Origin of the sequence: Myxacorys almedinensis A (assembly GCF_010091945.1) — a bacterium.
In the GTDB taxonomy this organism is placed as follows: domain Bacteria; phylum Cyanobacteriota; class Cyanobacteriia; order Leptolyngbyales; family Leptolyngbyaceae; genus Myxacorys; species Myxacorys almedinensis.
Window position 1 is genome coordinate 123,133 of record NZ_WVIE01000004.1, and the last position, 19,509, is coordinate 142,641.

Below are 19,509 nucleotides of genomic sequence, written 5' to 3' on the forward strand. Positions count from 1 at the left end.
CATCAATCGAGGCGATGCAAGACTGGCGAGCCAAACACTGGCGTTAGAGATCCGCAGCGCCCTCACTGCCTCTGTTTGCGCCTTCTTGATCAGACTCGGACTCACTCCGATCGTTGTCGTAGCGTCTTCTAGACGACATCCGACCGTTGTTTGTGCGTTTGCGAAACTTACGAGCGTAAGCTTGATTACGAAGAGCTTTTTCTTTCTTTTGGTTGCGGCGTTTAGCCATGTTTACCCCTTTTACGACATCTCATAGATGCAAAGATATGCAAATAGCTATTTTAAAGGATTGCTGGGGTTTTTTGACAATTCTCGAAACTTTTCATTTCCCACGGTTGGTTAGGGCGCGATCGCACCCCGGAGGTGAACATCGCGAGACTGCCGCTTTACGGATGGGTGACGGATCGCTAGGATAGGCTTCTGTCCCCCGATATTGAGAAACCATTTAGCTACACACTATCGGGCTATTACCGTTCAGAGTGCTTTGCTTCCCCACTGCTCATGTATCTCCGGTCTCTGCATCTCAAACACTTTCGGAACTATCAGGCTCAGTCTATTGAATTTACCGCCGCAAAAACGATTTTGATTGGCAACAATGCCCAGGGAAAATCTAATCTGCTGGAGGCGGTTGAGTTGTTGTCGTCGCTCAAGTCTCATCGGACTTCGCGCGATCGCGACCTGATTTTAGATGGAGAACTGTTTTCGCAGGTGGGCGGGCAGCTTGAAAAAGACACGGGCAGCATTGAACTAGCGATGACGCTTCGCCAAAATGGGCGGCGCACGGTTGCCCTCAATAGCATTTCTCTGCGTCGGCAACTCGATTTTCTGGGGACGCTGAACATGGTTCAGTTTTCTAGTCTCGATTTGGATCTGGTGCGCGGCGGGCCAGATCAGCGTCGTCAATGGCTCGATGCGCTGCTGATCCAACTTGAGCCGATTTACGCCTACGTTCTCCAGCAATATAACCAAGTCCTGCGCCAGCGCAACGCTTTGCTAAAGGCAATCCAAAAGTCGGCGGCTCACCCGCCCCATTCCTCCTCTTCTGAACTGGCGCTTTGGGATGCTCAACTAGCGATCGCAGGCTCTAGGGTGATTCGCCGTCGTGCCAGAGTTCTCGATCGCTTGGTGCCGTTTGCCCGATCGTGGCATCAAACGATCAGCGGCAGCACAGAAGTGTTGGAAATTCGGTATGCCTCGAATGTGACGGCAGACGAAGATACGCCGGAAGCGCTGCAACAGGCATTTTTAGAGAAAATTCAGCAGCGATCGCTTCCAGAGCACTATCAAGGCACAACGCTGGTTGGCCCCCATCGCGACGAAGTGGACTTTACCATCAATCAGACGCCCGCTAGGCAATATGGCTCTCAAGGGCAACAGCGCACCTTGGTGTTAGCCCTCAAGCTGGCAGAACTGAAGCTGATTGAGGATGTCATCGGTGAGCCGCCGCTTTTGCTGCTAGATGATGTGCTTGCCGAACTCGACCTCAACCGCCAAAATCAGCTTCTAGACGCGATCCAAGATCGGTTTCAGACGCTGATTACCTCGACCCATCTTGGCTCTTTCGATGCTCAGTGGATCAACTCGGCTCAGATCCTAGAGGTTAAAGCTGGAACGCTACTGGAGCAAGAGTCGTTTTAGCGATCCTCTGGCTTTTGAAAGGAAGGTTCCCTGATCAAACAGAAACATTCCCTAATCAGACACAAACATTCCTTGCTCAAATAGAAGCATTGCCTGATCAGATAGAAGCATTGCCTGATCAGATAGAAACATTGCCTGATCAGATAGAAACATTGCCTGATCAGATAGAAACATTGCCTGATCAGACACAAACATTGCCTGATCAGATAGAAACATTGCCTGATCAGACACAAACATTGCCTGGCTCCAAGTCCCCCAAATTGGGGAATTTAGGGGGTTAAAGCCCCGAACAACGAAGCAGATAGTTTACATCGAACTCTCGTCAACTCAACTGCACAACCGGCTGATCTTCGACCAACGTTCTGGCGGTGAGCAGATCTTCTACCGTGATTCGTAGAAAACGTTGTTCGTCAACTTGAAACTGAACTTTGATGCGATCGTTCCCTGGCACTCCCGGCGGATCAAGCTCAGCGATCGCGCGTGCCCCGTCTCGATCGTTTAATGGCTGCACCAAGGTTTGACCACTCGATAAATTGCGCGTGATTAAGCGATCGCCATCAAAATAGACCTCTGTTTGCAGGGTTTCTGTCCCCAACTCTCCCACGATCAATTCAATGCTGGGCTGGTTATCGACCGATGCACCCAACACCAACTCCACCGAATTGCTCATCGGGTAAGGCTGCCCCGCTTTGATCAGAGGATGCCAACTATGCCCTTTTTGCCGCCGATCCCAATAGCGAACGCCGTACCCGTGGTAGAGAAAGTCTTTGAGTTGTATCCCTTGGCTCAGGTGCAGCGCCCCTTGAGCGATCGCTTCAAACGGCTTCTCGCACCGCACTTTCGAGGCATCAAAATATTGCTTGACCCACGTTTGTACAGCCGGAATCTGCACCGTGCCACCGACCAGCAGCACAGCATCAATATCACTCACAGTCAATCCTTGCCGTCTTGCCTGCTGAAGCACTTGCTCCATCGCGGTGGTAAGGCGATCGAAAAATTGGTGATCTTGAAGAATGTTCACGAAGCGATCGCGGCTGATCGACAAATCGTAGCTCTCAAACGTTTCATCATTGAAATAGACTTCCTGGGCCTGGGGCTGCACCGAAAGCTGAATTTTGAGCCGCTCAGCTAACCGGGTCGTGAGTGGGGTCACCGCTAAGCCCTGGGTTTCAGCAAAGTAATCAACCAACCAATTATCTAGATCTGAGCCGCCCAAATTTTGTCCTGCTTTTGCTAGCACTCTCGCAATTTTTGGCTTCTGCCCCGACTGTTCGGCAAACGATTTCTGCCCCCACTTGAGAATAAATCCCAGGGGTTTTGCCGTGGTCGAGTCGCCGCCACCATCTAGCTGAACCAAGGATAAATCTAGCGTGCCGCCCCCAAAATCGATCACCAGCAGAATTTCCCGATCAGCCAAGCCATAGCCCAGCGCGGCGGCGGTTGGCTCATCGATCATGCGGACTTGGTTGATATTGAGCGATTGAGACACTCGCCCCAACCACAGCCGGTACGCCTCAAAACTATCGACCGGAACGGTAAACGTCAGCGAATCCGTCACGTCTGGATCGTTGACCTTGAGTTGATTGATGACTTCAGTGAGAAACCATTCTCCGACTTGCTCAAAGCGAATGGTTTGCCCATCAAGTTCGGATAGAAACCCTTGAATGTTGGTGCCGATGCCACGCTTAAAGTTGCGGAAAAATCGAGCATCGGACGTAATGTCTAAGGCGCGATCGCGCACGGCTTGCCCAACGATCACTCTGGGGGTTATGGCATTTTCAACGTATGCCAGACTCGGAATCAACGGAGGATTTTGCCCCGTTCGCACCGACGTATTAGGCAATGCCAACGTTTCTGGCTGTTGGGTCGCGCGATTCCAGCGGGTAATAACCGTATTGCTGGTGCCAAAATCAATAGCGTAGGACATTCGGGTGATCAACCAACGGTGAACAGAATCAGTAACTCTCGCTTGCCGTCTCAGGCAACAGCTAATAGTACTGATACCAGTTCACGAAACCATAACCCATACACCCATAGCAAGAGTTCCGTCAGATGGGCAAGATGGGTGGGGCGATCGTTCGCAGCCTCACCCAGCAACTTGAAGGTAGGTGGGCAGCCGCGCCCTCCAGATCAATTCATAAATCGGAACTTGCCGATCGTATTTTGGAAGTCCCAGCGCACCGCATCACCGGGCAGGTCGTACACAGCGCTTAAGACGATGATGCGTTTACCATCGCGGCTGGGGAAAACCACGCTATCGCCGCACTCGGTTGCGCACCAAGAATAAGCGATCGCATCTTGCCCAGCAAATTTGCGGCTTTGGTAGTTGCTTTGCCGCCCGGTCTCAAAAAATGACTTTTCGCCGTTTTGCTGTGCCCACGCCAAAGCAGACAAATTGGTTGGGTTGTCAAAGGCGGCGGCAACAATGCTGCCTGCTTGCCCCCCAGATTCAGCTTTTGTGGTGGGTTGGGTTGCCTCGGCTTCAGGAGCGCTTGCCGGCTGCACAAACCGAAGATATCCCTCACCGACATTGCTCGTATCGACCGTATACCCTTTCGGGTAAGCAATTCTAAAGCCCAGTTCGGGGGTTTGGTAGATCTGATAGGCGTTTGACTCAGATTCGGCACTAGATTGGGCAACGAGAGCAGGTTTGGCTGTTGCTTGGTGGGGTAGCGCAGCAAAAACGAGGGTTGGAACGAGTGCAGAAATAACTCCTGCTAATAGGTAAGGCGAGGACGTACGCCAGGAACTCATAGGTTTCATAGGACAGTCTGATGCTGGTTAAATACAGTGAAAAGAAAGTAGAAACATTAACGGTAGATTCTTCTTAAATAGTAAAACAGTCTTTGAAATTATGGGGTTTTAATCAACAGAATTTCAGTCATCTTTCACACTGAAAGTGGGTTGTGAAGTTGAGCAATAGCAGATAGTTGAATTTAAGTTTATGGTTGTTCTAAAAAACACTCCTGAGAGGGAGGTACGTAGTGCCGTAGGCAGTCTAAACTCTAGTAAACGTAGACGACATGAGACCAAAGGGCTATATAGTTAGTTAGATAAATCGGTTTAATTGTTAGCGCTGACGTGTAAGTATCGATATTAACAAGCACTAAAGAAAAATGAATATCTTATTAATTTTTTTAAGCTTTGTTGCCTTTCTAGCGGCGATCGAGGCAGCATTAAGAACACGAGATCAATTTGTTTCTAAGTACGCACACTTTGATTCTGCAACTATTTCTCCTCGTCAAGCAAAAACTGTAGAACGTGCCATATTAGAGCCGGAGATAGAGCCATACTCTGTAAATGAGCCTGTTAACAACGTATCAAATATTACGTCAGAAATTGTAAGTTCTGACCCTAGTTTTCTATTAGCAACGTCCTTGACTATTTCAGAATCCCTTGACGAGTCCCTTCATCCGGAAAAATTAACCATTCCTGACCTTTACCCTGATTACCCTGTGGAGGCTGAGTCGCCTACCCATGCCCACCATGCGCCTGATGTACTGCAAGAGATTGCTCAGTTAGAACAAGTCGAACCGAATGAGCGAATTGCCCATTTGGCGCAGCATCTTCAGCATCCAGATAGTGCATTGCGAGGTGCGATCGCAGCGACGCTAGGCGAGCTTTTCCCCAAAACCCACGGCAGCGATCGCCAAGAACTAATCCGCATTCTCACTCAGTTAAGTCAGGATGCGAATGTCCAGGTTCGGGTGCAAGCGGCGGCGGCATTGGGCAAAGCCAATGTCATCTAGAAAATGTCATCTAGAACTTGTGGTCTGTCAAGATTGAAATGATGGACTGGGCGATGAGTGAATGAGTAGATGAGTGGATGGGTAACATCTCCCTCTATCCTCTCACTCCTCCACCCATCCACTCAACGTTAACAATCTACTAGAGTCATTCCTCTGCTTCTTCAACCCCGCAATCGGCGAGACCAACCTCTTCAGCCGAGGGAGGAACTAGCGCCACCGCCGCGATCGCATCGTCTTCATCCAACCGTTGCACCTTGACCCCGGTTGCGCCGCGAGACTGAGACGAAATTGCCTTGACCGATTGGCGAATGATGATGCCGCGACTCGTAATAATCATTAGCTCGTCGTCCTCATTGACAATATGCAAGGCTGCCAATGTATCGCCTTTCTTGCGAAACTTAGTTGCCAAAATGCCCATTCCTGCCCGGTTCTGCAAGCGGAACTGCGTCACGGGCACCCGCTTCCCTAAACCGCCAGTGGTGATCACCAACGCCCACGGCCCAGATTGAAGCGGAAGTTCAGCATTATCTTCCACCAAAATGTCATCATCCCCTGTCAGCCCTGCCGCCTCTGCCTGAACCACATTTTCAACCACTTGACTCGGCAAAATCGCCATGCCAACTAAGCTATCGCCTTTGCGGAGATTCATCGATCGCACCCCCCGTGTCGCCCGACCTAGCGGACGCAACTGCTCATGATTGACGCGGAAGTGAATTGATCGTCCTTGAGCCGAGCCGATGATGATACTGTCATCCACCCGCGCTAAGCGAACCCATCGCAACTGGTCGCCCTCTCCCAGAGAAATTGCGATTAACCCGTTGGAGCGGATGTTTCCAAATGCCGAAAGCGCCGTTTTTTTGATAAAGCCTTTCTGCGTCAGCATTACCAAATATTCATCGTCGGTAAACTCTGTCACCGGAATCACCGACGTGAGTTTTTCAGCGTGGGGAATCGGCAGCAGTTGCACGATCGGCGTTCCTCGCGAGGTGCGCGATCCGATGGGAATTTGGTAGGCTTTGAGCGCGTAAACAACACCGCGATCGCTAAAAAAGAGAATGCTATTGTGATCGCAACAGGTGATGAAATGTTCAACAACGTCATCTTCCTTCATTCGCGCTCCCGCTTTGCCGCGAGTTGCCCGGCTCTGCGCCTCAAACGAGTCAACCGGCATCCGCTTGATGTAGCCCTGCTCGGTGATCAAAATCAGCGACTTTTCGTTGGCAATCAAATCAATATCGCCGAGTTCGTCTTCCGATTGCTCGATCACGGTGCGGCGGGGTGTCGCATGAGTCTCACGAATCTGTGTGATTTCAGTGGTGACAATTTCTAAAATCCGCTCTCGCCGAGCCAAGATATCCAGCAAATCGATAATCTGCTCTCGGAGGGCATCGTGTTCTTGCTGGATCTTATCGGCTTCTAAGGCCGTCAGGCGGCGCAACTGCATTTGCAGAATGGCGTCTGCCTGCTGCTCTGAGAGTTCGTACGTAGAAATTAGTTCTTGTTTTGCCGTTGTCGTATCTGCTGCATGACGAATCAAGTGGATGATCGCATCAAGATTTGACAATGCAATCAACAAACCTTGTAATAAGTGATCGCGCTCTTCTGCTTTGCGGAGTTGATAGCGAGTCCGTCTGGTGATCGCTTCGATCCGAAAGTCAAGGAAGACGCTGAGAAACTGCTTGAGCGTCAAAAGCTGCGGCTCGCCATTGACAAGCGCCAGCATATTTGCCCCAAAGTTGGCTTGCAGAGGCGTCTGCTTATAGAGGTTGTTGAGCACAACTCGGGCGTAAGCGTCGCGCCGCAGTTCGATCACGATTCGCATTCCGTCGCGATCGCTCTCATCTCGCACATCCGAAATGCCGTCGATCTTGCGATCGTTCACCAATTCGGCAATCCGCTCAATCAACGCCGCTTTATTGGTTTGGTAGGGCAATTCAGTGACGATGATCGCATCGCGATCGGGGCGTCCCCGGTGTTCGATGGTCTCGATCGAACAGACACCTCGCATCGTAATCGAGCCGCGTCCTGTGGTGTAGGCATCGCGAATGCCACTGCGTCCAAGAATCTGTCCTCCCGTCGGAAGATCCGGACCCGGAATGTAGTGCATCAACTCTAAATCCGTGATATCTGGATTTTGAATCAATGCCGATAAACCATCGATCAACTCCCCCAAATTGTGGGGGGGAATATTGGTTGCCATGCCGACAGCGATTCCCGATGAGCCGTTGAGCAGCAGTTGCGGGATGCGGGCAGGCAAGACAAGCGGTTCTTGCTGCGATCCGTCGAAGTTATCGCCAAAATCAACGGTTTCTGCCTCAATATCTTGCAGCAGGGCGTTGGTGGTGAGGGCAGTCAGGCGCGCCTCCGTATATCGCATCGCCGCCGGTGGGTCATTGTCCACCGAGCCAAAGTTGCCGTGCCCGTTGATCAGCCGCTCCCGCATCGAGAAATCTTGCGCCATCCGCACCAGCGCATCGTAAATCGACGTGTCCCCGTGGGGATGGTATTTACCCAGCACATCCCCCACAACCCGAGCCGACTTTCTAAACGGGCGATCGTGGGTCAACCCCAGTTCGTGCATGGCGTAGAGAATGCGACGATGCACAGGTTTCAGCCCGTCTCGTGCGTCTGGGAGCGCCCGCCCCACAATCACGCTCATGGCGTATTCCAAGTAAGACCGTTGCATTTCGTTGCGTAAGTCGGTTGGAATAATCCGATCTTGAGGCGGGTCTTGGGAGAAGGTCATAGAATACTCCGAAAATGTCAGTGCTATCCTGTCAGCCAAATCAAGCCTAGAAAGTATACTCGCTAGGTTCGAGATTGTCTAAATTTTATCATATTTTGATAGGGTTTGAGGGGGCTGAATGCCCTGTGGAATGTGGGATTGGGGGAAATGGAGGAGGGGTATAGGGTGTGGCGCGCAGACCCCAAATTTTGATAGAGGCGTTGCAGAAATTCAATCCCATCCCAAAGGTTTAGAGTGCCGAATAGAGGAGCACCCCACCTAAGCCACAGCCACCCTTTGTCGAGTGCCAGTCACACTGTAAATTCTGCAAACTCGCTATCTGCGTCTACTTGTGGCAGGTTGGACGTAGGGTTTGCGGTTTGAACGCTTTGGTTCTTTAGCAACTCACTCAAGGTGAGGCTGGGGTTGTGATGGAGAACATTGAGCACGCCCACAAAATCTCGAACAATTTCACCTGGGGTAAGTAGGGTTTCAGCGCCGGCGCGATCGCGCAGTGCTGCCACAAACATGTGTAATTCTTGCTGGGTCAACGTTTTGTCAGACTCGTAGTGATCGTTGTGGAGATCAGAAAGGCGGTGCAGCAGTTTCACCACATGCTCATCCTGTAAGGGTTCTAATCGAATCACAGGCGCATCAACATCTCTGACCCCCGCTTGCGCTGTAAATCGACTTTGGGTGGTGCGGCGCTGCCAAGCCGGGTCGCTGTAGAGACCCCGGCGCGGATCTTCTAAAAACTGCGGTGTGCCGCCGATCAAGGTTCCGAGATACTTGACCTTGCCCTGCATCGCATCGTTAAACATGGCAAGCAGTTTATCGTAATTATTTTGACGAGAAACCGTTGTAGAAATCTTAAACAGATGAATCACTTCATCCAAAATGATGATCAAGCCTTTGTAGTCAATATCTGCCACAAATCGCGCAAATAATTTGATGTAGTCGTACCAGGTGTCATCATCAATAATGACCCGCACGCCTAACGCCGCTTTTGCTTCGGTCTTGGTAGAAAACTCGCCCCGCAGCCACCGCAACGCCGCCTCTTTTTGCTCGTCGTTATTTGTGCGATAGCCCGACCAATAGGCAATAATCACTGTCGCAAAGTCAAAGCCATTCACGAGATCCGAAACATCTTGGGTCACTTCGCGAATCCGCTCTTCTACGTGCTGATCAAACCCGTCATCGTTGGGGTGCTTGCCGGTGGCTTGGGCAACCTGGGTTTGGATCGCGGCGATCCAGCGCTCTAGAATCGTTGCCAATGCACCGCCATCGGGTCGGCTTTTGGTAGCAAGATTGTGCATCAACTCTCGGTACGTGGCGACGCCTGACCCGTTGTTTCCGGTGAGGCGGCGCTCTGGGGTGATGTCTGCATCAGCCACGACAAAGCCTCGTTCCATCGCTGCACTCCGAATCAGTTGTAGGGTAAAGCTTTTTCCGGCTCCGTAGCGCCCAACCACAAACCGAAAGGCGGCTCCCCCCGCCGCAATCTGCTCTAGATCCTGAAGAATGATGGCAAGCTCTGCCTCCCGACCCACTGCCAGATGTTCTAAGCCCGATCGCGGCACAACCCCTGCACTGAGGGCATTGATCAAAGCCGTGGAAATGCGTTTGGGAAGTTTGGGCATAGCGGATGGGGGCGACAAAACTGGGAACGACGGCGCGATCGCGAATAAACCGATAGGGTAGCATTGTTCGGTAAGGTTTGATCGCGGAGGCTTGGCTTGGGCAACGCTGGGTGAGGAGAAAAGCAGACGATGAGGGTGCCAGCATCGATTAGTTATATTTGCCTCTTTCAGTAAACTGGGAGGGCAAGCAGCGAAAATTCATACCGCCTCCGTAAAACTGCTGATTGATCTTCGTAATTCCTCCGGACTTCTCATCAGAGTGTTCGTAATAATGGATGGAGTTTTTGAACATGGGTCACGATGCTGTGGGGGATGCCACTTCATGATTCAACAATGGGTAGCTGTTTTAGTAGCGCGAGGTTTCACGCCCCTGGCTCAGGCTGAGTTTGGCGCAGTCAATATTGGGCAGAGGATGCTAACCGCCGCCTTTGTATTTGCAGCTTCGATGGGTGGATTAGCCGCGTCGCCCCATGCCCAAGCTGCGGTGTTGTACCAAATAGATGATGGCAAAAGCGAAGCAGGGGTCGGCATCTCAGACACGACTTGCAGTTTGGAGACCGGCACCGCGATCGCAGATTTTATCTGGCTCAACCAGTTTGAGGTGAGAGAAGGCACGAACACGATCGATGGGGTCTCGATCGCTTGGGGAACTCCTGCCGCGATCGCACCATGCAGTGGGCAACCCTTACCGCAAAGTGGCTTAACAGAAGGGCTAGCGGCAAAAGTTTTGGTATATGAAGAGCGGGGAGATGGCACCCTTCAACTGTTGGCGCAGCAAGATACGCCGATTGCCAATCCGGGAACGGATGCTTTTTTTGATGTCAGGTTTGATACACCAGCGCGGCTTCAAGGCAAGACGTTTTATGTGGGGGCGCTGTTGCCAAATCAGCTTCAAAATCAGTTTCCGGCAGCGTTGGATAGCCGCGATCGCTCTGGTCAACCCAATTCTAGAAACCAGTCTTACCTGGCGTTTAATCCATTTTTTCCGCAACGGGCTGACTACGACTACAGCGTGATTACGCCGACGCTCTACAGCGATGGCAACTTTTTGATCCGGGCGTCTGGGCAGCGCGTGCCAGAACCCTCAGTCGCGATCGCGCTGTTGACGATCGCAGCAGGGGCAGTGATTTTGAAAAAACGCCAGTAGTTCGCAAATAGTTACAGTAGGCTAAGGCTTTCGTAAATGCTCTAGCAAGGCGTGGATCGTCTCGGCATATTCTGGAGCCACGATCGGGGCGCTAGCACTGGGATCGATAATTAAATCTCCGACCGTATCCATGGCATGTTCGTTAATCGAGTCGATCAGCAGCGCGGGCATAGTCAGGTGATCTTCTGAAATTTGCTTGAGGGCAGGGCTAGGGTTGGTGTGTTCTGCGATCGCAATCAAGGCTTTAAATTCAGAATCAGAAAGCTGATTGAAAAAATTCATCCATTCCATCGTGGGCAGGGCAGAATCGGCACCCGCCTTGGGTTGAGATGGGGGCTGAAGGGGCGGGGTCTGCGCGGATAGTGGGGTTTTGCTGGTGAGTTCGCCCTGGAGGGAGGCTAGCTCTTGATCGAGCATTTCTTTTTGGTCGCGCCGTTCTAAAATCTGGGTTTCGAGTTGCCCCAACTCCCCGTGGAGCGAAGAGATCTGCACCTGGAGATGCTCGATCGCCCCTTGAAGCGATCGCGAACTATTTTCCACCTGCTGTCGCTTGGGTTCGGCAGAGGCTAAAAATTGATTCAGTTCGGTGCGGTAGCGTTCCAGGTCGCGAACTCTGGGTTCTAGGGCGACCAGTTCCATCTCTAGCTGCTGCTTTTGAGTAGTCAGGGTAGCGATTTCTTTGTCTAGGTCGTCTTTGCGGTGGGCATGGTCGAGCAGTTGGGCTTGAATCTGGTTGAGTTCGGCTTGGGTGGTTTTAACGGCAAGCTCGGCGCGTTGTTTAGCAGAAAGCGTTGCCGAAAGGGCGTTGTTTAGCTCTGCTTCTTTCTGCTCAAGTTCTTTGAGTCTGACTTGCAGCCCATACATTTGATTTGCCGTGGGCGGCAGTTCGGTTGTGCCCAGATTCCAACTCAGTTCTTCTTTTTGTTTCCAGAGATTAGAGCTTTGGATCTGCAACGTGCGAAGCTGCGTTTGCATAGAGTTCAAGCTATTGGCGATCTGATCGCGCTCTGTAGTCATGATCACGAGGGCTTCGTAAGCTTCTGCCCGTCTGCGTTGCAGCGCCCGAATATGGAGTTTCAATTCTTCACTGCGTTGGCTCAGGGCATGGCGATAGCGTCCTTCTGTGGCTGCCACGCCGATCAGACTGGCAACAACGGTGATTGCCCCCATGAGTAGCGCTCTGCCGAAGTCTCTTGCGGTGAGTAGCCCGATGAAGAAACTAACGCTGAAGGCGGTTAAGCTGAGAAGCAATCGACTTTTGAACATAGGGTTGTGAGGTGCACCTGGCTCTGCCAAGCTTCGGGAATCGGGAAGAAAGGCTGAGGAATGACCCGATCGCTGCTGCCCGCGCCTTTTTTCTTGGGAATTAAGCTGGTGAGTGCAGGGCGGTTTCGCATCTATCCTCATTCATTCATTTGTACTGGAATTTTCGCGGCTGCGAACCATCATTTTATCCAACGTCCACAAAATGCTGAGCGCGATCGCAACACTAAGTATTAAAAATAACCAGTAGCGATTGGCAACGGGGCGGGGTTGGTCGAGCGCCCAGCCGCCGAGGGGAGGGCCGATCAGGTAGCCAAGTGCCCAACATTGGGAGTTGATGCCTAAGTAGACGCCGCGCAAGGATTCGGGGGCTAGCTCAACCACCAGGGAAGCGGCGGATGGGGTGTAAGTGACGATGGCAAACGACAGCACACTTAAGGCGATCGCGGCCCAGGTTAAGGTGTTTTGAGGGGATGTTCCGGTGATCCAGATGAGCAAGAAGCCCAGGCTCCAAAACAGGGCAGAGACCATCAGCACTTGCGATCTCCGCCAGCGATTGAGGGCACGGGCAATGGGAAGTTGAATTAAAACCGCCAGGGTGAGATAGCCGGTGAACAAAATACTAATGGTTGCGGGTTCAAATCCGCGATCTGATCCGTCAACACGAACGAAGTTACTAAAATAAAGCGGTAATGTGCTGTCGATTTGCACAATGTAGGTGGTAAACATCGTGTTTGCGATCGCATAGATTACCAGTCTGCGATCGCTGAGGGCAGTTTTCCATCCACTCAATTGAGAGTGCTGGTTAAATGACCGATTGGTTTCTGCGATCGCAACATAGATCATGCCAAAAAACACAACAAAGGAAATGCCATCTACAACAAATAGCAATCGATAAAGTCCGGTGGTGCTGATCAAGATGCCACCCAGAACGACGCCAATGCCCAACCCCAAGGAATCGCAGAGGCGGGTGATAGAGTAGGCTTCGTTGCGCTGATCGGGGGTGGTGAGGTCTGCTACAACGGCTTCGGTGGCAGGCCAATAGATGCCAATGCCCAACCCCATGAACAGATTGCCAACAACGAAGGTGGGAAAGTTGTAGGCTGAGGCGAGGAAGACATCTGCGATCGCAGATATAGCGGCAGACAGCAGTAAGGTGCGGCGGCGTCCCCAAAATTTTGAGTCAGCAAAGCTGCCGCCCAGTACCCGCCCAATGATGCCCGAAATCGAGGCGCTGCCAATGCCAAGCCCTACGGCAGTTGCCGAAAGACCAACTTGGTTGACAAAGAAAATGGGCGCATAGAAGAGCGTGAATCCTGTGCCAATTTGTGAGAGGAGCCGACCAAAGGCAAGCAGCCAAACCTGACGCTGTAGACGCGGGAGAAATGACACAGTGCTAACGATGACAAAATGGTATGTCTGAAAGGATAACAGTCTTACGGCTGGGTGGATGGGGGTGCTTGGGCGATCTGTGGGTGTTGGATTTGCGCGATCGGTCGTCTGTAGTGCTTGCAGCAAAATGATGAGGCGCAAGAATTACAGCAAGTTCTGGAGGCTTGGTTTGAAGCCTCGTCGTTTAGTTGTCAATTCAACACCTTCCGAGATCAGAGCTTGACCTTTCGCCTTCAGAACCTGGAACTCCGAGATCAGAACCTCATTCTGCTGCATTAGAAATGCCGAGGATTAGACTACTCCAACCCTCGGCGATCGATTGTGACGACGTGACTAACTCGGCTAGCGCTGCTGTTGGATGTACTCTCGCACCTCTTTACCCGGCACATAGCCATAACCGTAGGTAGAGCGATCGCTATCATCCATAATTCTTGGTGTCAGCATCACAATCACTTCTTGACGCTGCTTGTTGCGATTTGTGCTTCTAAACAGCGAACCTAGGATCGGGATGTCACCAAGAATCGGCACCTTGCTAACCGTAGCGCGATCGCTTTCCTGAATAATTCCAGACAAAATCAACGTTTGCCCATCTCGCACTCGAATCGCACCAGACTGAATACTCCGACCATTGATCAACGTAATTTGACCTTGAGGAGTTTGCACAGATGATCCGGGTGATGAAATGATCGGATTGACGCGGAGAGTAATAAATCCGTTGTCGTCAATGCGATCAACCTGCATATTGAGAATCAAACCTGCTTCTTTGATAATTGGCTCGTCAACGGTTGTACTCTGCGCACCGTTGGCTTGGATGTTTCGCTTAAATCCTGCGAAAACTTCGCTCGTTAGACGAACACTCGAACTTTCACCATCCTGAACCACCACCGTAGGATCTGACAACACCTTCGCGTTACCGCTCACCACCTGAGACTGCAAGCGAGACAAAAACTTTGAAGGAAACTGGAACAAAGAAGGTAAGCCGTAAGTAATGGTGCCGGGTGTAGTGACAATTCCCGTCGTGCCATCAATAGTTGGAGGAGTAATCGCAGTTGGCCCCGGAGCAAAGGGATCGCTATTTGTTCCAAAGGGGGCGCGTGCGCCAGTTCCAGGCGTGCCAAACGGAGAGTTACTATTCTCTCGAACAAAGGGCCCTGAACTTGACGTTTCTGGGAATAAGCTCCCGGTGACAGGCGCAGAAGCTAAGCTACCCCGCACTTCTGCACTGGTTGGAGGTCGAACAGAGCCGAAATTAAAAACGGCGGCTCCTTGATCAACACTAAAGAAGTTGTTGCCAACACCAAACGAGAAACTCGTGTTGAAGTCTTCTGTTTTCAGTAGGTTAATATCTACAATCTTGACATTGACTGCCACTTGACGTTTACGAGCATCAAGCTGAGTCAGAAACCCAGTCGCAATTTCTACCTTTTTCGGCGCTCCGGTGATCGTGATGGAATTTAGGCGATCGTTAGTCGAAACAGACAATCCCCTTAAAACTAGCGCACCTGTTCCTTCGGTAGGTCTCAATGCCAAAATGGTTGGCGTCCGGGTTTCAACCGTTCGTGCTGCCGCTCCTTCGCCAATCGTTTGAATTTCAACTTGTTCAAATGGGCGTTGGGTTTCAGCCCCTTGCGTTGTCAAGAAAGCAGCCGCCTCACTCGAATTCACTTGATTCAGGCGAATTGTCCGAGAAATCAAATTACGCGCTTCATCCGGGAGGCGAGTGCCCACAAAGATAGTCCGTCCGACTCGGTTTGCTTCAAGCGCTGCACACTGTCCGCCTCCGCCTGCGGCTCCACCTTGTGCCATTACAGGAACGCAAGTAATCCGCAATACATAGTTGAAAACATCCTGAACGGCTTCATTCTCAATATCGAGCGAAATGGTCGGGCCGCCAGATTTTGCGGCGGCTCCGGTGGCTCCGGCGGCAGCGGCTCCATTTCCATTAGAAGCCTCACTATACGCCAAGTTCAAGCCTGCCGCTTTTGCCAACAAAGCCAATACCTCTCGCACCGGCGCATCTCGCAGCACTAGGCGAGGAATTCGTTCATTTGTCCCAAGATCGATCGCTGAAGGCGAGGCATCCATCTGAGCTACCGATTGATCACCAACCGGAGGCGCAACGGCACGCGGCATCAACGGCGGAACAGGTGCAGTTGGCACAAACGGTGCGCCACTCGGCTGAATCTGAGCATTGGGCACAAACGGCGCAACAGGCGTCCCCGGAGGACGAGGCGTCACCTGCATCATCACCGTACCCGGAGCCGCCGGAGCCACTTGGGTTGGAGCCGCTTGAGCCACAGTCGGAGTCACTTGAGCCACCCTACCGTTTCCAGCCGTTGCCACACCACCCGTGCTCGCCACACTCAAAATCACACCCTGAGCATTGCGACTCGCCACTTGCCCAGTCGGCACTCCCCCTTGCCCAACAACCACTACCTGCACTCCATTCCCGCCCATCGAACTGACCGAAACCGACGCAATTCCCGGTGCAGGATTCGCCTGCTGAAACGGTCGAGCAATCTGAGCATTAAAAACATAAGCCGTCCACGTATTGCCCCGATTCACGTTAAACACTTGCGGCGCTTTGTTGCCACCTTGGGTCTCTAACACCACATCCACCCCTGATCCCGTCGGATTGAGCTTGACATTGCTCACTTGGGTGGGGGCAGCCATAGCAGGCTGACTGGCAAATAGTGCGATCGTAGCGGCGGTCATTGCGCCGAGTCCTCGAAGCTCTTTCACGGATTCACTCCTCTAGGGAAAAATAGGGGTTGGGGGTTGGGAAAAAGACAATGCCTCTCCCGGTCTAAAATGGCTGACTTGGCTCAGGGTGTCGGCGTTGGAGTTGCTGCGATCGCCTTGCGATCGCCATCATTAAGGGGCAACAACGCCTGCATCTGGAAAGATGTCGTAATCTTTGTATCCGGCTGACAGTTGGTCAGATAACGAATGCGCCCATCCGGTTCAACTTCAAATAGCTGCGTCCCCGCCTTGGCACCGTCACCCACCTTCACATCAAGATTTCTAACGAGCAACAACGGCTGCAATCGCTCGATCGTTCTAAAAATCGATTGAGTTTGATTAAAATTGCCCTCAAACTCCACATCGATCGATTGGCGCTTTAGCTTGTTGTCTACCGCCGCGCCCAAAGAACCATCGTTAACCACCTCGACACCCTTTTCGCTCGGCTTAAACTTGCTCAGTTGGGCTTGGGCAACCAACGCCCCAAACTCTTGATTAAACTTGTCTGCCCCTTCACTACTTGCAAAGGCTTGCCGCACATAAATCGGACAAGCATTTAGCTTTGACTGCTTTGCAGTGAGTAAGCCAACGTTGTTTTTTTCAATCTGTTGATTTAAATCTAGCAACAGTGTATCCATAGATTTCTCATTCGCAAACAATGCATAAACCTGCTCACGCTGTTGTTTCGATTTTTCTAACTTAGCCTTCGCTTCTTTAATCTGCTGACGAATTGCATCTTGTTGCTTAACTTGTTCGCTTTTTTCCTTCACCTTGGCATCTAATGCCTGATAGTTTTCCCACGTCGGGCTAACCAAATACATGACGATCGCCCCACACGCCAGCACTCCGCCCAGCCCAAACAAGACACCCTGCACCACCGGAGTCATCGTCAACCCAAACACCGTTGGATAACTCGGACTCAACTCAAACTCTGAGTCTTGAATAAAATCTCCGCCGTTCATGGTTTGCTTGCTCCCTTGTCTTGCTTGCCCTCTGCCGCACCTTTAGACCCAGCCGCCTGCGCCGATGGGGTCGCAATCACGCCCCGATCTTGCAACGTTTCGATCCGAGTGACTAGCCCAACCGCGCCCTTGCGATCGAGTTCCCGAATCAAGTCAGACGCCGGAACATCGCTCACCGCCGTCACGATCGAAAAATTAACCGGCTTGGGTAGCTTGAGCGAGTCTCCGGTTCGCTTGAATGGGACATTGGGCAGGTCGGGTATTTTCAGCGGATTCTCTTCTCCCAATTGGGCATTCACAATCTTTGTCACTTCTGGTCTGAGAAAGTTAGACTGTTGCAGCGTTAGCAGAAAATCGTTGACATCATTAAACGAGTTGGCAGATCCATCAATTTGCACAACGTTAGACACCTTCGCTGTCGTCGCCGCCGCGCTGCCTGTATCTTGCGGCTCTAGCTGCTTGATCGTCAGAAGCCGCACATTAGCTGGCAAGCGATCGCGGATATCTTGCGCCATCGCTGACCACGGCTTAATTTGGTTAAACACCGTTGCCAGTGCCTGCGCCTCTTCAGATGCCTGCTTTGCCTGGGTTTCGATCGACTCTAAATTTTTCTTCTCAACCTCTAGGTTGCCTAACTGGCTGTCTAGCGTTGCCTGCTGTTGCTCTAGCTCTCCCGTTTTCAGCAGCAAAATGCCATAAATTGCGCCAGCAAACACCGGAAAGGCAACCAGAGCCGCCAGCCCAATATATAGAGGGCGCTTGTCGCCACTCGAAATCGCAATTTTTGGTACCCGCCCCGCTCGGCGACCGTTAGGCTTGATCTCTGGGCGATCGTTGAGAAAATTGACATCTAAACTATACATTTCACCATGCCTCCCGTAGTCCTAATCCCAACACCACGCCCAATCCAGACCGAGCCGTGTCCGAAATCTCTGCCGCTTCGAGCGATAGGGCAGCCACCGGATCGATCTGGCTACAGGGCAAACTCAAGCGCTGGGTAAAGAATTCGTCGAGTTGCCCGATCGCGGCTCCCGGTCCGGCGAGCAGAAGCTGTGCCACTTCTAAGTTTTCGCCCTGGTTGAGATAGAAATCGATGGAACGGCGCAGTTCGTCGGCGAGTTCTCCTAACACACGCATCATGGCGGCTGCCCCAGGACTCGCGCCACCAGCACCACCACCACGGGGTGCCCCTACGGTTTCCATCGTATTGAGTGGAACGGTCATGCCTTGTAACAAATCTGCGTTGCGTGATGGTGGCAAATTCATTGCCCGCGACAACGCCCCTTGAATTTGGAATGTACCAATCGGCACAGTTCGCGAAAATTGAGGAACGCCATCGACTGCGATCGAGATCTCTGTACTCTCAAATTCGATGTCTACTAATGCCACTGCTTCTTGAGGCGCAAACTGTCGCAATTGCTCTCGAATAGTGCGGATGAGCGAGAAACTACTGATTTCTAAAACGTCAACTTCTAAGCCAGCTTGTTGAAAGGTTGCGAGATAGCTATCGGTGATTTCTTTGCGAGTAGCAACTAATAAAACTTGAACTTTCTCGATCCCATCTTCATCAATAAATAGCCCTAGCTTTTGATAGTCAACATCAGCTTCCTCACGGGGAAACGGGAGATAGAGTCCGGCTTCTTGATTGAGTACCATTTCGCGCAGTTCTCGATCGTCAAGTTCTGCCGGGACGGGAATAATTCGGGTGACGGTATCTCGCCCTCCCGGAATGGCGGTTGCTACACGTTTTACCTTTATTTTGCTTTCTGTCAGAGCAGTTTGGATCAACTCAGCCATCGCAGGCGGATCAATGATTTCACCCTCCTTAAACACACCATCAGGAACCGGAACCGTAATGTAGTTTGCTAGCTTAAACCCTTGTCCTTGCTTGCGTAGCTGCACAATGTTGATGCGATCGGGAGCCAGTTCTATCCCGATGCCCTTAGACTTTTTAGAAACCAGACTTTTTAGACCGTTAACCACAGCGTTGTTAGCCCACTAGAAGATAGTTTGATGACCAGGATTAGCATCAAAAATAGTGGCAAGGGTGCCGATGCTAACGCACAGTACTCAATTTAATTCACGTTGAAATGTTTGATCAAAAAGAATCAAACATTAAGTGTTAACACAGAGAAAATCTATTGATTGCCAATAATTTTTCTAAGGCTTAACGAGCTTAGACTACCCAAGATTTACAAAAACCACACAATTCAATCTAATACTAAAAATCTTATTTGTTAACTGAAAAAAC

At 51.4% G+C, this 19,509-nt stretch carries 17 protein-coding genes; 3 read left to right on the forward strand and 14 right to left on the reverse strand.

The genetic code is table 11. From position 1 onward, the window contains the following. Positions 1 to 43 precede the first annotated feature (43 nt). Together GS601_RS04635 and GS601_RS23510 are read right to left on the reverse strand one after the other, a co-directional pair. Positions 44 to 229 carry a hypothetical protein gene (locus GS601_RS04635; protein ID WP_162422100.1) on the reverse strand — a complete coding sequence of 62 codons (186 nt, stop codon included), beginning with the start codon at positions 227 to 229 and terminating at the stop codon, positions 44 to 46. Between the two features lie 93 nt (positions 230 to 322). Beyond that, positions 323 to 445 carry a hypothetical protein gene (locus tag GS601_RS23510; protein WP_274381931.1) on the reverse strand — a complete coding sequence of 41 codons (123 nt, stop codon included), beginning with the start codon at positions 443 to 445 and terminating at the stop codon, positions 323 to 325. Between the two features lie 56 nt (positions 446 to 501). On the opposite strand from GS601_RS23510, the gene recF reads away from it, so the two are divergent. Then, complete coding sequence (recF, locus tag GS601_RS04640) at positions 502 to 1,638, forward strand: DNA replication/repair protein RecF (RefSeq protein WP_162422101.1); 1,137 nt, start codon at positions 502 to 504, stop codon at positions 1,636 to 1,638. Positions 1,639 to 1,689: 51 nt separating this feature from the next. On the opposite strand, the gene GS601_RS04645 is transcribed toward recF, so the two are convergent. From GS601_RS04645 to GS601_RS04655, 3 genes are all read right to left on the reverse strand, one after another. Beyond that, a complete protein-coding gene (locus GS601_RS04645; RefSeq protein WP_162422102.1) occupies positions 1,690 to 1,875 on the reverse strand; it encodes a hypothetical protein in 186 nt (61 codons plus the stop codon). An 85-nt stretch (positions 1,876 to 1,960) separates the two neighbouring features. Next, the gene (locus GS601_RS04650; protein WP_162422103.1) at positions 1,961 to 3,565 is read right to left on the reverse strand and encodes an Hsp70 family protein; all 1,605 of its coding nucleotides are present in this window, start codon (positions 3,563 to 3,565) and stop codon (positions 1,961 to 1,963) included. Between the two features lie 203 nt (positions 3,566 to 3,768). Next, a complete protein-coding gene (locus GS601_RS04655) occupies positions 3,769 to 4,392 on the reverse strand; it encodes a hypothetical protein (RefSeq protein ID WP_162422104.1) in 624 nt (207 codons plus the stop codon). A gap of 362 nt (positions 4,393 to 4,754) precedes the next feature. Here GS601_RS04655 and GS601_RS04660 point away from each other — a divergent pair, with 362 nt between their 5' ends. After that, complete coding sequence (locus GS601_RS04660) at positions 4,755 to 5,387, forward strand: HEAT repeat domain-containing protein (protein WP_162422105.1); 633 nt, start codon at positions 4,755 to 4,757, stop codon at positions 5,385 to 5,387. Positions 5,388 to 5,532: 145 nt separating this feature from the next. On the opposite strand, the gene gyrA is transcribed toward GS601_RS04660, so the two are convergent. Both gyrA and GS601_RS04670 read right to left on the reverse strand, forming a co-directional pair. Beyond that, on the reverse strand, positions 5,533 to 8,133 hold the full coding sequence (gyrA, locus tag GS601_RS04665; RefSeq protein WP_162422106.1) for a DNA gyrase subunit A: 2,601 nt from the start codon (positions 8,131 to 8,133) through the stop codon (positions 5,533 to 5,535). A 290-nt stretch (positions 8,134 to 8,423) separates the two neighbouring features. Next, the gene (locus tag GS601_RS04670) at positions 8,424 to 9,752 is read right to left on the reverse strand and encodes an ATP-binding protein (RefSeq protein ID WP_162422107.1); all 1,329 of its coding nucleotides are present in this window, start codon (positions 9,750 to 9,752) and stop codon (positions 8,424 to 8,426) included. Positions 9,753 to 10,074: 322 nt separating this feature from the next. Between GS601_RS04670 and GS601_RS04675 the strand changes: the two genes are divergently transcribed. Continuing rightward, positions 10,075 to 10,899 (forward strand): PEP-CTERM sorting domain-containing protein, encoded by an 825-nt coding sequence (locus GS601_RS04675; protein WP_162422108.1) that lies wholly within the window; start codon positions 10,075 to 10,077, stop codon positions 10,897 to 10,899. A 21-nt stretch (positions 10,900 to 10,920) separates the two neighbouring features. Here GS601_RS04675 and GS601_RS04680 read toward each other — a convergent pair whose 3' ends face one another. The 7 genes from GS601_RS04680 to pilM form a co-directional block, all read right to left on the reverse strand. Continuing rightward, entirely contained in the window at positions 10,921 to 12,165 is a 1,245-nt protein-coding gene (locus tag GS601_RS04680) for a tellurite resistance TerB C-terminal domain-containing protein (protein WP_162422109.1), read from the reverse strand. Then, positions 12,135 to 12,296, reverse strand: coding sequence for a hypothetical protein (locus tag GS601_RS04685; RefSeq protein WP_162422110.1), 162 nt, complete (start codon positions 12,294 to 12,296; stop codon positions 12,135 to 12,137). Before GS601_RS04685 ends, GS601_RS04680 begins: the two co-directional genes overlap by 31 nt. A 10-nt stretch (positions 12,297 to 12,306) precedes the next feature. Beyond that, entirely contained in the window at positions 12,307 to 13,554 is a 1,248-nt protein-coding gene (locus tag GS601_RS04690; RefSeq protein WP_338016962.1) for an MFS transporter, read from the reverse strand. 342 nt (positions 13,555 to 13,896) lie between these two features. After that, positions 13,897 to 16,296 carry a secretin N-terminal domain-containing protein gene (locus tag GS601_RS04695; RefSeq protein WP_162422111.1) on the reverse strand — a complete coding sequence of 800 codons (2,400 nt, stop codon included), beginning with the start codon at positions 16,294 to 16,296 and terminating at the stop codon, positions 13,897 to 13,899. Positions 16,297 to 16,379: 83 nt separating this feature from the next. Next, positions 16,380 to 17,258, reverse strand: a complete 879-nt coding sequence (locus tag GS601_RS04700) for a pilus assembly protein PilO (RefSeq protein ID WP_162422112.1) — start codon at positions 17,256 to 17,258, stop codon at positions 16,380 to 16,382. After that, a complete protein-coding gene (locus GS601_RS04705) occupies positions 17,255 to 18,121 on the reverse strand; it encodes a PilN domain-containing protein (RefSeq protein ID WP_162422113.1) in 867 nt (288 codons plus the stop codon). Before GS601_RS04705 ends, GS601_RS04700 begins: the two co-directional genes overlap by 4 nt. A gap of 1 nt (position 18,122) precedes the next feature. Further along, positions 18,123 to 19,241 carry a type IV pilus assembly protein PilM gene (gene pilM, locus GS601_RS04710; RefSeq protein ID WP_162422114.1) on the reverse strand — a complete coding sequence of 373 codons (1,119 nt, stop codon included), beginning with the start codon at positions 19,239 to 19,241 and terminating at the stop codon, positions 18,123 to 18,125. Positions 19,242 to 19,509 lie beyond the last annotated feature (268 nt).